The 14108-nt window shown below is 67.2% G+C and carries 15 protein-coding genes; 10 read left to right on the forward strand and 5 right to left on the reverse strand.

From position 1 onward, the window contains the following. Window positions 1-14 precede the first annotated feature (14 nt). Window positions 15-827 carry a DUF6597 domain-containing transcriptional factor gene (locus R2N03_RS15320; RefSeq protein WP_316658498.1) on the reverse strand — a complete coding sequence of 271 codons (813 nt, stop codon included), beginning with the start codon at window positions 825-827 and terminating at the stop codon, window positions 15-17. 128 nt (window positions 828-955) lie between these two features. Here R2N03_RS15320 and R2N03_RS15325 point away from each other — a divergent pair, with 128 nt between their 5' ends. Continuing rightward, window positions 956-1624 (forward strand): glutathione S-transferase family protein, encoded by a 669-nt coding sequence (locus R2N03_RS15325; protein WP_316658500.1) that lies wholly within the window; start codon window positions 956-958, stop codon window positions 1622-1624. Between the two features lie 6 nt (window positions 1625-1630). On the opposite strand, the gene R2N03_RS15330 is transcribed toward R2N03_RS15325, so the two are convergent. Then, window positions 1631-3433 (reverse strand): methyl-accepting chemotaxis protein, encoded by a 1803-nt coding sequence (locus tag R2N03_RS15330; protein WP_316658501.1) that lies wholly within the window; start codon window positions 3431-3433, stop codon window positions 1631-1633. Between the two features lie 222 nt (window positions 3434-3655). Between R2N03_RS15330 and R2N03_RS15335 the strand changes: the two genes are divergently transcribed. Both R2N03_RS15335 and fghA read left to right on the forward strand, forming a co-directional pair. Next, window positions 3656-4762, forward strand: a complete 1107-nt coding sequence (locus R2N03_RS15335; protein ID WP_316658502.1) for an S-(hydroxymethyl)glutathione dehydrogenase/class III alcohol dehydrogenase — start codon at window positions 3656-3658, stop codon at window positions 4760-4762. Window positions 4763-4772: 10 nt separating this feature from the next. After that, window positions 4773-5633, forward strand: a complete 861-nt coding sequence (fghA, locus tag R2N03_RS15340) for an S-formylglutathione hydrolase (protein WP_316658503.1) — start codon at window positions 4773-4775, stop codon at window positions 5631-5633. An 18-nt stretch (window positions 5634-5651) separates the two neighbouring features. Here fghA and R2N03_RS15345 read toward each other — a convergent pair whose 3' ends face one another. Further along, window positions 5652-6050 (reverse strand): hypothetical protein, encoded by a 399-nt coding sequence (locus R2N03_RS15345; protein WP_316658504.1) that lies wholly within the window; start codon window positions 6048-6050, stop codon window positions 5652-5654. Window positions 6051-6258: 208 nt separating this feature from the next. On the opposite strand from R2N03_RS15345, the gene R2N03_RS15350 reads away from it, so the two are divergent. Genes R2N03_RS15350 through R2N03_RS15365 form a run of 4 tightly spaced genes read left to right on the forward strand, consistent with a single transcriptional unit; the run spans window position 6259 to window position 10095 of the window. Further along, complete coding sequence (locus tag R2N03_RS15350) at window positions 6259-7083, forward strand: paraquat-inducible protein A (RefSeq protein ID WP_316658505.1); 825 nt, start codon at window positions 6259-6261, stop codon at window positions 7081-7083. Continuing rightward, window positions 7080-7808: a paraquat-inducible protein A gene (locus R2N03_RS15355; RefSeq protein ID WP_316658506.1), complete on the forward strand. Its 729-nt coding sequence runs from the start codon at window positions 7080-7082 to the stop codon at window positions 7806-7808. The genes R2N03_RS15350 and R2N03_RS15355 overlap by 4 nt, the downstream gene beginning before the upstream one ends. After that, a complete protein-coding gene (locus R2N03_RS15360; RefSeq protein WP_316658507.1) occupies window positions 7805-9448 on the forward strand; it encodes a PqiB family protein in 1644 nt (547 codons plus the stop codon). Before R2N03_RS15355 ends, R2N03_RS15360 begins: the two co-directional genes overlap by 4 nt. Window positions 9449-9456: 8 nt before the next feature. Continuing rightward, entirely contained in the window at window positions 9457-10095 is a 639-nt protein-coding gene (locus R2N03_RS15365; RefSeq protein ID WP_316658509.1) for a PqiC family protein, read from the forward strand. A 12-nt stretch (window positions 10096-10107) separates the two neighbouring features. On the opposite strand, the gene R2N03_RS15370 is transcribed toward R2N03_RS15365, so the two are convergent. After that, a complete protein-coding gene (locus tag R2N03_RS15370; RefSeq protein ID WP_316658510.1) occupies window positions 10108-11571 on the reverse strand; it encodes an aminotransferase-like domain-containing protein in 1464 nt (487 codons plus the stop codon). 194 nt (window positions 11572-11765) lie between these two features. On the opposite strand from R2N03_RS15370, the gene R2N03_RS15375 reads away from it, so the two are divergent. Then, on the forward strand, window positions 11766-12104 hold the full coding sequence (locus R2N03_RS15375) for a hypothetical protein (protein ID WP_316658511.1): 339 nt from the start codon (window positions 11766-11768) through the stop codon (window positions 12102-12104). A gap of 226 nt (window positions 12105-12330) precedes the next feature. On the opposite strand, the gene R2N03_RS15380 is transcribed toward R2N03_RS15375, so the two are convergent. Then, window positions 12331-12591, reverse strand: a complete 261-nt coding sequence (locus R2N03_RS15380; protein ID WP_316658512.1) for a hypothetical protein — start codon at window positions 12589-12591, stop codon at window positions 12331-12333. A 172-nt stretch (window positions 12592-12763) separates the two neighbouring features. Between R2N03_RS15380 and R2N03_RS15385 the strand changes: the two genes are divergently transcribed. Then, entirely contained in the window at window positions 12764-13351 is a 588-nt protein-coding gene (locus tag R2N03_RS15385) for a hypothetical protein (protein WP_316658514.1), read from the forward strand. 126 nt (window positions 13352-13477) lie between these two features. Continuing rightward, window positions 13478-14107, forward strand: a complete 630-nt coding sequence (locus R2N03_RS15390; protein WP_316658515.1) for a hypothetical protein — start codon at window positions 13478-13480, stop codon at window positions 14105-14107. Window position 14108: the final 1 nt, after the last annotated feature.

The raw sequence follows: 14108 nt of genomic DNA on the forward strand, positions 1-14108 counted from the left end.
AGGCGTGCGCAGCGTCAGGGCTGGTTCGCGCGCCGGTACTCTGCCGGCGCTTTCCCCACCAGACGCCTGAAATCGCGCGAGAAGTGCGCCTGATCGAAGTAGCCGAGCCGCTGCGCAAGTTCGGCCAGGTCGATGTCCGCGCCGTTGGCCAGTTGATCGGCCGCTTCGTGCAGGCGATAGCGGCGGATCACCCACTTGGGCGTGACACCGACATACTCCGAGAACAACTGCTGCAGCGTGCGCTCGCTCATGCCGGCACGCTCGGCCAGGTCGCGTACCTGGGTCACACCGGCATCCTGTTGCAGCGACCGCAAGATCGTATGGATGCGCTCGACCTGCGCATCCGGTGGCGGCAGCACCCGCAGGAGCAACCCTTCGGCGGCGGACACCATGCCCCCGTCGTCGGCCGCGCCGAGCACGATCGCTTCTGCCTGCGCACTGCTCACGCCGAGCACATCCGAAACCGGTACGGTCTTGTCGGTCAGCAAGCGCACCGGCTTGCCGAAGAACGCGCGAAATGCACCGGGCCGAAAGCGCAGGCCGATGACGCGGCCCGTCTCGGCCAATGTGGTTTCAAACGCCCCCGACACCACGCCAAAAACAGCGGTCTGCCGACGGTCGAACACAACGTTCACGCACGGATACGGCAGCGTGCGCTGCGTGTAGGGCGGCTGACCGCGCAAGTCCCATTCGACGATCCAGTGGTGATCGAGCACGCCGGCCAGCGCAGCACACGGCTGGTAGCGGTTCAGGCGGAATCGCTGGTGAAATGCCAGCGGGTCGACCACGCCCTTTGGCTTGTTTGCAACGTCACGCAGGTCGGTCATGGAGTCGGCAGCAAAAGCAATGCCGCGATGATGCACTGCGGCAGCGGATTTTTCCAAGACGCACGGGGGCCTGTTCGCCTACAGTGGCGATCTTTTCTCCACCCATTCCACCGCACACGGAGCCCACGATGCCGCAAGACCGCCACCTGATCCTTTACCACTCCCCTCGCAGCCGCTCGCGTGGGGCGCGCATGCTGCTCGAAGAACTCGGCGCGGATTACGAGGTACGTGCCTTCGACCTGACCACCGGCCAGCATCGCGCGCCGGAATTCCTGGCCATGAACCCGCTGGGCAAGGTGCCCACCCTTCGGCATGGCGACGTGGTCGTCACTGAACAGGTGGCCGTGTATCTGTATGCAGCGGAGCTGTATCCGGAAGCTGGCCTTTCGCCTGCCGTGGGGGATCCGTTGCGCGGTCCGTACCTGCGCTGGATGGCGTTCTACGGATCCTGCTTCGAGCCCGCCGTCGTCGACCATTCGATGGGTCGCGCCCCTGCGGCGTATTCAACCTCGCCGTATGGGGATTTCGATACCGTCATGGCTGCGATCAACGCACAACTGGCGAACGGACCCTACCTGCTGGGCGACCGCTTGACGGCGGCAGACGTGCTCTGGGGTGCCGCACTGGACTGGATCACGACGTTCAAGCTGATGCCCGAGACGCCCGTGGTGCGCGCGTATATCGACCGCATCCTGGCGCGGCCGGCAATCCAGCGCGCACAGGCCGCCGACCTCGCCCTTGCGGAAGAACAGGACAACGCCAAGGCGGCCGCCGGTGCAGCCGCACCAGGAGCCTGACCCCGATCAGTGCGACAGGCGGAACTGCCCCACCGCCTCGTTCAGGCTATGGGCCTGTTCTTCCAGCGATTCCGCGGCGGCAGCCGCCTGCTCGACCAGCGCGGCGTTCTGCTGCGTCACCTGGTCCATCTGGTTGACCGCCTGGTTGACCTGCTCGATGCCGCTGCTCTGCTCTTCCGAGGCAGCCGAGATCTCGCCCATGATGTCGGTCACGCGCTTCACCGCGTCCACGATCTCCGCCATGGTCACGCCAGCCTGATCGACCAGCGCTGAGCCGTTGCTCACGCGGTCCACCGAGTCGCTGATCAGCGCCTTGATCTCCTTGGCCGCACCGGCCGAGCGCTGCGCCAGGTTGCGCACTTCGCTGGCCACCACGGCAAAGCCGCGGCCCTGCTCGCCCGCGCGCGCGGCTTCCACCGCGGCGTTCAGCGCCAGGATGTTGGTCTGGAACGCGATGCTTTCGATCACGCCGATGATGTCGGCGATCTTCTTGCTGCTCTCGTTGATGCCGCCCATGGTCTGCACGACCTGGCCGACCACGTTGCCGCCGCGCGTGGCCACGTCCGACGCCGTCACGGCAAGCTGGCTGGCCTGGCGGGCATTGTCGGCGTTCTGCTTCACGATGCTCGTCAGTTCTTCCATGCTCGATGCGGTTTCTTCCAGCGAGCTGGCCTGCTCTTCCGTGCGTTGGGAGAGGTCGGCATTGCCGGCGGCAATTTCCTGCGCGGCCGAACGCACCGAATCGCTGCCCAGGCGGATCTGCTGCATCACCGCCGTCAGCTTGTCGGCAAACGTATTGAACGAACGGGCGATCTGCGCGACTTCGTCCTCGCCGTCGGACGGCAGGCGCTTGGTGAGGTCGCCGCTGCCCGAGCCGATCTCGTCCATCGCGTCGCGAATCATCGACAGGCGGCGGAACGCGCGCGAGGTCATCGCGCCCACGATCAGCGCGGCCACGATGGCCACTGCCACCAGCGCACCGGCCGAGGTCATCACCAGCGAGCGCATGCCCGCCGTGGCGTCGGATTTGTCCAGCGCCACCACGAGGCCCCAGTCGGTGCCTTTCACGCCCTGGCGGTAGAGCAGCTTGGTGGCGCCGTCCACGTCGACTTCCACAGGCTTGTCGGCTTGCGCCAGCGAAGCGAGCGTGGCTTCGTTCAACCCCGCCGAGAGTTCGGTGACAGGCTTGAGCGTGAGCTTGTCGTCCGGGTGCGCGACGATCTTGCCGGCCGCGTTGACGAGGAAGCCGAAGCTGGCCGGCGTCGGCCGGATCGCCTTGACGTTGGCAATGACGCTGTCCATCGCGAGATCGCCACCGATCACCGCCTTCAGGCCGCCGTCGCGCAGCACGGGCACCGCAAAGGTCACCACCAGCTTGCCGGTGCTGGCGCTCACATAGGGCGGCGTCACCACGGGCTTGCCAGCCTCCACGGCTTGCTTGTACCAGGGCCGCGCCGTCGGATCATAAGTCGGCGGAATGCCTTCGGGGTCGGAGAACTTGTAGCTCTTGTCCGGGTAGCCAACGTAGACGTTGATGAAGCCGCCGGCGTCCCGCACGGTCTTCAGCATGGGAATCGGGTCGTCCGACAGCGCCGCCCCCTCCAGCGCCACCATCGTCTGGGATTTGGAGGCGACCCAGTCGTCAATCCCGGCGATGTGGCCACGGGCGACGGATTGCAGGTTCTGGCGGATGGAGGCGTCGTTATACGAACGCGTGACCAGGTAATTGAGGCCGCCGGCGAAAGTCAGCGCGCCGACCACAATCGCGACGCAGGTCAGCAGAATGCGGGTACGGATGGATGCAAGCACGGTATGGTTTCCTACGAAGCCACGGCGGGGATTCCGCCATGTAAGGCATGCGGCACACGGCCCTGTCGGCCTTGCCGTTGCAGAGGAAACGGCCGATATAAGAAAAACTGAAGTCTGCTTTACCCCTCTTCTCTGGCGGGTCAGGTGCCTTGGCCGACAACCCTCTACAATCGGCGTCGACCCGTAGCCCCCCCCAAAAAAAGTCACACACGAGGAATGCGCATGAAAACCAAAGCTGCCATCGCCTGGAAAGCCGGCGCCCCGCTCACCGTGGAAGAAGTCGACCTGCAAGGCCCGCGTGCCGGCGAAGTGCTGGTGGAGATCAAGGCCACCGGCATCTGCCATACCGACTACTACACGCTGTCCGGCGCCGATCCGGAAGGCATCTTCCCGGCGATCCTGGGCCATGAGGGCGCCGGCGTGGTGATGGAGGTGGGCGCAGGCGTGACCTCGCTGAAGGCGGGCGATCACGTGATTCCGCTGTATACCCCGGAATGCCGCCAGTGCAAGTTCTGCCTGTCGCGCAAGACCAACCTGTGCCAGGCGATCCGCGCCACGCAGGGCAAGGGGCTGATGCCGGACGGCACGTCGCGCTTTTCGATCGACGGTCAGCCGCTGTTCCACTACATGGGCACCTCCACGTTTGCGAATCACATCGTGGTACCGGAAATCGCGCTGGCGAAGATCCGGCCCGATGCGCCATTCGACAAGGTCTGCTACATCGGCTGCGGTGTCACGACCGGCGTCGGTGCCGTGGTGTACACGGCCAAGGTGGAACCGGGCGCCAACGTGGTGGTGTTCGGCCTCGGCGGCATCGGCCTGAACGTGATCCAGGGCGCGAAGATGGTCGGCGCGGACAAGATCATCGGTGTGGACCTGAACCCGGCACGCGAGGCGATGGCCCGCAAATTCGGCATGACGCACTTCGTCAACCCGAAGGACGTCGATAACGTGGTCGACCACATTGTCCAGCTCACCGATGGCGGTGCGGACTACTCGTTCGAATGCATCGGCAACACGCAGGTCATGCGGCAGGCACTGGAGTGCTGCCACAAGGGCTGGGGCCAGTCGATCATCATCGGCGTGGCAGAGGCCGGGGCGGAGATCAGCACGCGTCCGTTCCAACTCGTGACGGGGAGGCAGTGGAAGGGCTCGGCCTTCGGCGGCGCACGCGGCCGCACCGACGTACCGAAGATCGTCGACTGGTATATGGAAGGCAAGCTCAACATCGACGACCTCATCACGCACACGCTGCCGCTGGAGCGCATCAACGAAGGCTTCGACCTGATGAAGCGTGGCGAGTCGATCCGTTCCGTTGTCCTGTACTGAGGGCCGTGCCATGAGCCAGGCATCCACACTGGAACTGGTATCCGAGCATGCCTGCTTCGGCGGCGTGCAGCGCTTTTACCGGCACGATTCGGCGGTGATCGGCCTGCCGATGCGCTTCTCGGTCTTCCTGCCGCCGCAAGCGCTGGCGGGCGCGCGCTGCCCGGCGCTGTTCTACCTCGCGGGTCTGACCTGCACCGAAGAGACTTTCGCCATCAAGGCCGGCGCCCAGCGCGTTGCCGCGCGCGAGGGCCTCGTCCTGATCGGCCCCGACACCAGCCCGCGCGGCGCCGACGTGCCGGGCGAAACCGACAGTTGGGACTTCGGCGTGGCTGCCGGCTTCTACCTCGACGCAACGCAGGAACCCTGGCGCACGCATTACCGCATGGAGACCTACGTCGTCGACGAACTGTACGCGACGGCGTGCGATGCCCTGCCCGTCGACAACCAGCGCATCGGCATCTTCGGGCACTCGATGGGCGGGCATGGCGCACTCACGCTGGCGCTGCGGCATCCTGGACGCTTCCGATCGGTGTCCGCATTCGCCCCGATCGCACACCCGTCGGTCTGCCCATGGGGCCTCAAGGCCTTCACCGGCTACCTCGGTGACGACCGTACCGCCTGGGCCGCACACGACGCTACGCTGCTGATGCAACAGGCACGCCGCCCGTTTCCAGGCGGCATCCTGATCGATCAGGGCGAAGCCGACCGATTCCTGGCCGAGCAGCTCTACCCCGAGGACTTTGCAGCAGCGTGCGCTGCAGCCGGGCAGCCGCTGCAACTGCGGCGCCACCCCGGCTACGACCACGGCTATTACTTCATCCAGACCTTCATGGAAGATCACCTGCTGCATCACGTCGCGCAGTTGCGCTAGCGTGCCATGCTGGCGGGGCTAGCGGCTGCCGCCACCCGCACCGCCGCCGGCCGCGCCCCCACTGTTGCCGCCACCGGGCGCGCCAACCGCACCACCGGCGCCCGGTGCGCCGGACGAGCCGGACCCGGGGGCTCCCACACCCGGCCCGACGGAACCGCCGCCGGTTGCGCGACCTGCGGCGGACCCCTGCATGGCCGTGCCCGTCGAATCGTTCGCGTTGCCGCCGTCCCCCCGCGCCGAAGACGACGTGCTGCCCGACCGCCGCTGTGTGCCGGTGGCGTCGGCACCCGCGGGGGGCACGTTGCCGCCTGCGGCCGCGCTGTTCGATCGCGCGCCTGTTGCCTGGGCGTTGGCAAGTCCTGCGGTACCGGCCAGGGCAAGCGCGACCAACAGGGAAGATGCTCGAAGATGCGTCATGAATGGCTCCTCTGGGGTTGAAGACGTACCTCGTGCAACAGCAAGGGCCGTTCCGCCGTCACCCTAGAGCAAGGCGTCAGGAACGCGCGATGGCGGGTTACTTGCGTGGCTCCCTGCGTCAAAATGCGGATGGCCGCACCTGAGCTATACATTCAATCGTGTATGTATAATCGGCCGCACCTCGGTGCCTCAAAGCGCCGGGCAAACGATGGAGTTGCTCAACGTGAGATTTCCCTTCCCGCTGCCGGCATCTTGGCGTGCGGCCCTGCCCGGGCTGACGCCACACCCTGCATCGGGCCACCCTGCCGCTCCCCCTGCCGCGCCGGTGGCGCTGCCGCTGCCCGGTGACCCCGATGCCTGGATCGCCTGCGAGCACTGCGATACCCTGCATCGCCACGAGGTCATTGCGCTCGATGAGGAAGCGCATTGCACGCGCTGCGGCGTCAAGCTGTATCGCAACCAGACCGAGCGGTTGTCGGTCCTGCTGCCCCTGCTCATCACGGGAATCATCGTCTACGTCGTCGCCAACGTCTTCCCGATTGCCGAGATGAATGGCGGCGGCTCCCGCAACGCCACCACCCTCTGGGGCGCCATCGAGGCCCTGTACAACTACGGCATGGTGTTCGCGGCCGTGCTGGTCGCGCTCACCACGGTGCTGTTTCCGCTGATGTACATGTCGGTACTGGCGCCGCTGCTGATTGCACGGCTGCGCGGGCGGCAGCATCCGTCCGCGGCGCTGGTCTTGCGCGCGGCCGCCATGATCCGTCCGTGGGCCATGATCGAGATCTTCATGCTGGGCGTCGTGGTGGCGCTCATCAAGGTGGCCCACATGGTGTCGCTGGAGGCCGATGCAGGCCTGTGGGCATTTGCCGCGCTCACGGTGTTCCTGACCATCGCGCTGTCGATCGACCTGCGCCCGTTCTGGCGCGAGATCGGCCTGACGCTGCCGCCGCGCACGCACATCGATGCGCCCACCGGTCTGGACGCCGCCGCCCGTCCCGGCGAAACCGCCTCGGGCAGGGACCGCACATGAGCGCCGCGACCGGCACCACGACCGCACAGCCAGCGCGCCCGCTGCGTGCCGCCGCGCATGGCCTGGCTACATGCGAGCGCTGCGGCCTGCTCGCTCGCATGCCCGCCGCGGACGCGGCTACGCAGGCTGTCCTGCACTACGAGGATGCGCCGGACCCAGGCACGCCCGCGCCGGTCTGCCCCCGCTGCCTGTCGCCGATCCATGTGCGCAAACCCGAAAGCCTGGCGCGCTGCTGGGCGCTGCTGATTGCAGCCGCCGCCATGTACCTGCCCGCCAACCTGCTGCCGGTCATGATGACAGACACGCTGCTCGGCTCGCAGCAGGACACCATCATGAGCGGCATCGTCTACCTGTGGACATCGGGCTCATGGCACCTGGCCATCATCGTGTTCATCGCCAGCTTCTTCGTCCCGCTGGCCAAATTGGGCATTCTTGCGGTGCTGTGCCTGTCCGTGCAGCAACGCTGGCGCTGGAACCCACGCCTGCGCACCCGCCTCTACGTCATCGTCGAGGCGATCGGCCGCTGGTCGATGCTCGACGTGTTTGTCGTGACGCTGCTAGCAGGCCTGGTGCATCTTTCCACCCTGGCCATCATCAAGCCCGGCCCTGGGGTCGGTCCGTTTGCCGCCGTGGTGGTGTTGACCATGTTTGCCGCCCGCTGTTTTGACCCGCGCCTGATGTGGGACGTCATCGACGAACCCGACCCCGAAGAGACCCAAGCATGACCGACCCTGTAGACAACGAAAACGTTCCGGCGCCGCGCCGCATGAAGCGCAAGCGCTGGCTGCCCTCGCTGATCTGGCTGGTGCCGATCGTCGCGCTGGCGGTAGGCGCCACGCTCATGGCGCGCGTGATCCTGGCGCGCGGCTCGCAGGTGACGGTAACGTTCAGTTCGGCGGAAGGCATCGAAGCCGGCAAGACGCGCGTGAAGTACAAGAGCGTCGACATCGGCGTCGTCAAGGCCGTGGGGCTGACGGAAGACCGCTCCGGCGCGGTGGTGCAGATCGAACTCACGCACGACGGCAAGGCGTTCGCTGCCTCCGACACGCGCTTCTGGGTAGTCCGCCCGCGGGTGGCGGCAGGCAGCATCTCGGGGCTCGGCACGCTGCTCTCGGGTGCCTACATCGGCGTGGACGGCGGTCGCTCGCACGACAGGCAATCCACCTTCAAGGGACTGGACACGCCGCCGGCCATCTATGCCGACACGCCGGGCAAGCAGTTCGCGCTGCATGCGTCCGACCTGGGCTCGCTGGATATCGGCGCCCCGGTGTATTTCCGCCGTGTGCGCGTCGGCCAGGTCACCGCCTATGACATCGACACCGATGGCAAGGGCGTCACCCTGCATATTTTCGTCAACGCGCCGTTCGACAAGTTCGTGGCAAACGGCACGCGCTTCTGGAACGCCAGCGGCATCGACCTCAAGCTCGATGCGAGCGGCCTGAAGGTGGACACGCAATCGCTGCTGACCGTGGCGCTCGGCGGCATCGCCTTCCAGACGCCGGAAGAGGCCGATCACAGCCCCGCCGCGTCGGATGCCGAGTTCCAGCTCGTGCGCAATGAAACCATGGCGCTGAAGGACCCAGAGCATCTCTCGCAGACCGTGGTGATGTATTTCCACCGCTCCCTGCGCGGGCTGACGGTGGGCGCACCGGTCGAATTCAAGGGCATCAACGTGGGCGAAATCAAGTCGATCGGCATCCACTACAGCAAGAAGCGGCACGAGTTTGTGTTGCCCGTGACGGCCACGCTCTATCCGACGCGCTTCGGCATGGACATCCGCGACGACAACCCGCAGCACGCCGCCGAAGACGTGCGCACGCAGTTCGACGCGCTCGTCAAGAACGGCATGCGCGCGCAACTGAAAAGCGCGAGCCTGCTGACCGGCCAGCAGTTCGTGCAGCTCGACTTCATCAACGCGGCCGACCGCGAAAAGACGCCGCCGCACTTCGGGCCGCGCGAACGTGACGGCGCCTACATCTTCCCGACCGCCGACAACCCGACCGACGACATCGAAACGCAGATCGCCGGCATCGCGAAGAAGCTCAACAAGGTGCCGTTCGAGCAGATCGGTCAAGACGTCCATCACACGCTTAACACCCTGGACGCGACGCTCAAGCAGACCGAGCAGTTGGCCAAAACGGTCAACACGGACCTGGCGCCGCAGATGAAGGAAACGCTGGCCGAGGCGCGCCGCACGCTCGACAGCGCGCGCCAGGTGTTCTCCGACGATGCGCCGCTGCAGCGCAACGCACGCGACACGCTCGACCAGGTTGCCAAGGCGGCGGCTTCGGTACGCGTGTTGACCGACTACCTGCAACTCCACCCCGAAGCGCTGATCCGGGGCAAGGCAAAGGATGCGCAATGAGTTCAACCATGACGTGGTCTCCCATTCGACTGGCTGCTGCCTGCGCCGCCGCGGCGCTCGTAGCGGCGTGCGCCTCGCCCGAGCCGACGCTCCATACGCTGTCGGCGCGGCCAGCGGCAACCGATCCCGGCCGGTTCCAGCGTGCCTTCCGCCTGGCTGGCGTGCGCGTGCCCGATCGCCTGGACAGGCCGCAGATCGTCCTGCGCACCTCCGATGACGAAGTGCAGGCGCTGGAGCAGCAGCGCTGGGCCTCGCCGTTCGGCGCGGAACTGCGCGATGCGCTGTCGGCCGATCTGGCCGGCACGTTGTCCGCGGTCGACGTGGGCGGCAACGCAGCGCCGGCAGGCGTGCCGCTCTACCGCATCAGCGCCGCCATGCGCAGCTACGATGCGCGGCCCGGTCAGGGCGTGAGCGCGCTGGTGTCATGGCGCGTGGCGCGCGATGCCGCCACACAAGGCGCCGTGCCCGCCGCCCTCACCTGCCAGACCACCCTGACACAGCCGACGAATGGCGACGCGCATGCAAAGGCAGGCGTGGATGCCGTGGTGTCGTCCACGCAGCGGATGGTGCAGCAGTGGTCGCAGCAGATTGCGCTGAGCGTGCAGGCGCTGGAATCCCCCTCTACCCCGCCCGCGTGGTGCCGCTAAGGCGGCAGCCAATCAGCTCTGCGCCAGTTGCTGGGTGAGCTGTCCCAGCGTGGCGAGCGCGGCTTCGAGATTGGCCGAATGCGACAGCCCGAAGCAGATGCGGAAGTAGTGATCGAACCGATTCAGGTTCGAGAACAGGGTCCCCGGCGCGATGCGAATGCCTTGTGCAAGCGCGGCATCGAACAGCGCCGTTGACGATACGTTGGCCGGCAACTCCACCCACATTGCCAAGCCCCCGGCGGGAACAGACAGCCGCGTACCGGCGGGAAAGCAGCTGGCAATCGATTCCGCCATGCGTTCACGCTGCTCGCGCAGCGTCTGGCGCAGCGTGCGCAGGTGCCGGTCATACGCGCCCGACGCGATGAAGCGCCCCGCCAGCACCTGCGACCATGAGTCGTTCGGGCGCGACTGCGCGAACTTCAGCATCTGCACGCGCTCGTGCCAGCGGCCCGCGGTCATCCAGCCCAATCGCAGGCCAGGCGCCACGGTCTTGCTCAATGACGCGCAATAGATCACGTTGCCGGTGCGGTCCCACGCGTTGAGCGCCTTCAGCGGCGTGGCGCTGTCAGCGAGCGGGCTGTAGGTGTCGTCTTCGATCAGGGCGATGAGATTGGCATCGCAAAACGCCGCCATCCGGCGCTTGGCCACATCCGGCATGATGCTGCCCAGCGGATTCTGCAGATTGGGCACCACCACTACGGCCCGGATGTTGCCATAGGCCTGCACGGCCATTTCGAGGGCTTCGATCGACATGCCGGTGCGCGGGCTGGTCGGAATCTCTACCGCCCGCATGCCAAGGCTTTCGAGCACCTGAAGGAGTCCGTAATACGTGGGCGACTCCACCGCCACCGTATCGCCGGGCTGCGCCACGGCGCGCAGTGCAAGGTTGACCGCCTCGATGCAACCGTGCGTGACCACCACGTCGTCCGGCGCAATCTGCACACCCATGTCGAGCGCACGCCGGGCCACGGCGATCTGCAGCTCCGGATGCCCGTTGGGCCTCACCGGCTGCGTCAGCAGCAGCGGATGCCTGCGCAGCACCTGCGAGGCGATCCGGTTGAGCGCGGCCGCCGGATACAGCGTGGCTGCTCCACTCGCGCCGGACAGATCGACGCGCACATCCGCCTGCTGACCGCGCGCGACGATCGCCGACACACGCGCGTGCACACCGACATATGCGGCCGGGTCGGGCGTGGACACCTCGGGCTCCTTCACCGGCGCCAGCAGGGCACGGCGCGGCTGGCGCACGAAATACCCGGAGCGCTCGCGGGCCTCCAGCCAGCCCTCCGTCTCGAGGTGCCGACACACCTGCAGCGCAGTGGAGAGACTCACGGCATGCGTGCGCATCAATGCGCGCACCGACGGCATCCGCTCGCCCGGAGCCAGCACCCCGCTACGGATCGCGCCGAGGTAATGATCGGCAAGCGTCCGGTACAGCGGCTGCGCGGGCGGTGAAGTCAACTCGGTGACAGACATGGCGGGCGGGAACGCGGTGAGGTGTCCGGCACATCATGCCGCCAGCGCCACCGGCGCAACAGATACAGAGAACGCAAAACTGTACCGCAACAGATCGCCCCGAAGGCCCGGCTGTTGTGCCGCATGCGGTGGCGTCTGTGCCTGTTGATGCACCGCGTGCGCGCCTACGCTGCGGTCATGTTGAGGAGAGCGACATGACGACAAGCCCCCCTGCTTTCGACGACACATGGCTGGCGCTGCGCGCTGGGCATGACGCCCTGCATTGGCTCGCGGCCGGCACGACCCTGATTGCCCTTGAAGGCAGCCTGCGGATCGAACCGGTGGCGCGCTCGGTTCACCTGCCGCAGGCGCTGGGGGCAGGTTACGCATACGTGGTGGAAACGTCGGGATGGTGGCGACTCCTGGCGCACGATCGCACGGGCGCCACGCTGCGCATCGTGGGTGTCTCGCACGGCACGCCGCGCCTGCCAGTGCGAGCGGTATGGGATCGGATACGCAACTGGATGCAGCCGCGCGAGACTTCGCGCGGCTGAACTTGGAACTGGCACGAGCGCCGCTCCGCCGGCGTGTGCTGTGGCGCGGCAGGACGCTTGCCATCGTCCTTGCGGATGGATGCGTTTTCAAAGTCGCCCGGATCTTCCTCGCCGACGCCGCTTTCGCTTGGGATCGCGGGTGTCACCGGCCGGACGCCCGATCCGCCGGGCGGTGCCTTCGCATGGTCGCCGGACGCATGGCCGGGTTGATCACGTGCAGGCGCGTTCATGGCTGCTTGCGGCTGTTCTGGTGCTGCCCCAGGCGCTGCTGATTCTGCGGCATCTGGCCCTCCTGGGCGGTGCCCCGGCTGTCCTCGGCAGGCACGCGCATCGGACGCTTGGCCGACTGGCCGGTACCGTGCTGCATCGAAATGCGCTCCGCGCGGTCAGCTTCCGCGCGCTTGCCTGCGGCGCCCCGCGTCTGCTGCTCGTCGGTCTTCCGTTCGGCCCGCTGCGCAGCGGGCTTTTGCTGCGAATGTTGCTTCATCGTCAGACTCCTCGTCGGTTACGGACGACATGCCCGTCCCCACGGCGACGCAATGAACGTGCCGCCCCGCGCCCCACCGCAACGGATGGGGTGGCCATCTCCTTCACGGGTATCCGGCTTGCTGCGCTGGCAGTGTCGCGCCTTCGCGCACAAGCACGCATGGAGAATCCACATGGCAACCAGCAACCTGTATCGCACGGGAGAATCGCCGGCCCAGACCGGCAAGGGACACGGCACCGATGCACTCGGCCCCTCCGACAGTTCCGACTCGGGCAGCGACGTGATGGGCAGCCCGGGCCTGGGCAGCGACGTCGAAGACCGCTTTGACGAGGACCCCGTTGTCCATCCGCGTGGCAAGGCGGCCGACCGCACGGCCGGAGCGGACCTTGGCGACGCCAACCTCGACAGCGACACCGATTCCACCGGCACCGGGGAGCGTCGCGCCGCCGGCCATGAGCCCGTCATCCGGGAGGGCGGCGACATCATGCCCGACGCCATCCACGACCTGAACGACCCGCAGGTCGACCTCCCCATCGACGACGAAAGCTTCGAGCACGCGACCGGCCTCGCTGGCGAAAACGATGACGCCGATGCGCCCGACGCGGTCGATCTGGACGAAGCCCCGATCGACCCGCAGCCGGGCGCCCGCGATGTCCCGGTGCAATCGCCCGCGGGCAGCGGAACGGACTGGTCGGACACCATGCGGCGCAGCCGGCCCACCTACAAGGGCAGGCGCGTGCCGGGCCAGCATCGGGGCTAGCAGCCCCGCCGGATGCACGCCAAGCAAGCTGCGCCATCCGCGCCTAGACTGGCGACGGACCGGCGCCTCGCACGAGAGGACACGGCCCGCCGCGCCCACGTCTGGGCGCTTACCCCGCTCCCTCCCATGACCCGTCACCACCGTTCCATACGTGCCGCCGCGCTGACGCTTGCCGCCGCGGCCTTCCCGCTGATCGTGTCCGCACAAGGCACGCAGCCGCCCGCGCGCGTGCGCGCCACCATCAACGCCGTGCATGGCAACGCGGTCGACGTGACCGACACCTCGGGCACCAAGGCCACCGTCGCGCTGCCCGCAAACGTGAGCGTGACGCAGGTCGCGCCGATCGAGCCGTCGGCCATCCAGGCTGGAAGCTACATCGGCACGGCTGCCGTCAGGCAGGCGGATGGCACGCTGCGTGCACTGGAAGTCCACGTCTTTCCGGAGGCCATGCGCGGCACCGGAGACGGCCATCGCCCATACGATCTCGGCGCCAACAGCAGCATGACCAACGGCACGGTCGAACAGGCCGGCCCGGTCACTGGCGCCAGGGGGCGCACGCTTTCGGTCAGGTACAAGGATGGGGAACAGCGGATCGTGGTGCCGCCGGAAGTACCGATCGTCACCTTCGCTCCGGGGCGGCGCGACGAACTGAAAGCCGGCGCGCACGTCGTGATGTTCGTGCGCGCCGACGCGCAAGGCGTGCTGACCGCGCAGCGCGTGCTGGTCGGCAAGGACGGCATGGTCCCGCCGATGTAGG

Source organism: Ralstonia condita, assembly GCF_958405655.1.
Lineage (GTDB): Bacteria > Pseudomonadota > Gammaproteobacteria > Burkholderiales > Burkholderiaceae > Ralstonia > Ralstonia condita.

What these genes read in the sequence shown, in the direction of transcription:
- R2N03_RS15355 (WP_316658506.1), top strand. Translation starts at nt 7,080, where the DNA reads ATGAGCGCCGCGACCGGCACCACGACCGCACAGCCAGCGCGCCCGCTG.
- R2N03_RS15320 (WP_316658498.1), bottom strand. Translation starts at nt 827, where the DNA reads ATGACCGACCTGCGTGACGTTGCAAACAAGCCAAAGGGCGTGGTCGAC.
- fghA (WP_316658503.1), top strand. Translation starts at nt 4,773, where the DNA reads ATGAGCCAGGCATCCACACTGGAACTGGTATCCGAGCATGCCTGCTTC.
- R2N03_RS15345 (WP_316658504.1), bottom strand. Translation starts at nt 6,050, where the DNA reads ATGACGCATCTTCGAGCATCTTCCCTGTTGGTCGCGCTTGCCCTGGCC.
- R2N03_RS15370 (WP_316658510.1), bottom strand. Translation starts at nt 11,571, where the DNA reads ATGTCTGTCACCGAGTTGACTTCACCGCCCGCGCAGCCGCTGTACCGG.
- R2N03_RS15335 (WP_316658502.1), top strand. Translation starts at nt 3,656, where the DNA reads ATGAAAACCAAAGCTGCCATCGCCTGGAAAGCCGGCGCCCCGCTCACC.
- R2N03_RS15380 (WP_316658512.1), bottom strand. Translation starts at nt 12,591, where the DNA reads ATGAAGCAACATTCGCAGCAAAAGCCCGCTGCGCAGCGGGCCGAACGG.
- R2N03_RS15350 (WP_316658505.1), top strand. Translation starts at nt 6,259, where the DNA reads ATGGAGTTGCTCAACGTGAGATTTCCCTTCCCGCTGCCGGCATCTTGG.
- R2N03_RS15325 (WP_316658500.1), top strand. Translation starts at nt 956, where the DNA reads ATGCCGCAAGACCGCCACCTGATCCTTTACCACTCCCCTCGCAGCCGC.
- R2N03_RS15365 (WP_316658509.1), top strand. Translation starts at nt 9,457, where the DNA reads ATGACGTGGTCTCCCATTCGACTGGCTGCTGCCTGCGCCGCCGCGGCG.
- R2N03_RS15375 (WP_316658511.1), top strand. Translation starts at nt 11,766, where the DNA reads ATGACGACAAGCCCCCCTGCTTTCGACGACACATGGCTGGCGCTGCGC.
- R2N03_RS15360 (WP_316658507.1), top strand. Translation starts at nt 7,805, where the DNA reads ATGACCGACCCTGTAGACAACGAAAACGTTCCGGCGCCGCGCCGCATG.
- R2N03_RS15390 (WP_316658515.1), top strand. Translation starts at nt 13,478, where the DNA reads ATGACCCGTCACCACCGTTCCATACGTGCCGCCGCGCTGACGCTTGCC.
- R2N03_RS15385 (WP_316658514.1), top strand. Translation starts at nt 12,764, where the DNA reads ATGGCAACCAGCAACCTGTATCGCACGGGAGAATCGCCGGCCCAGACC.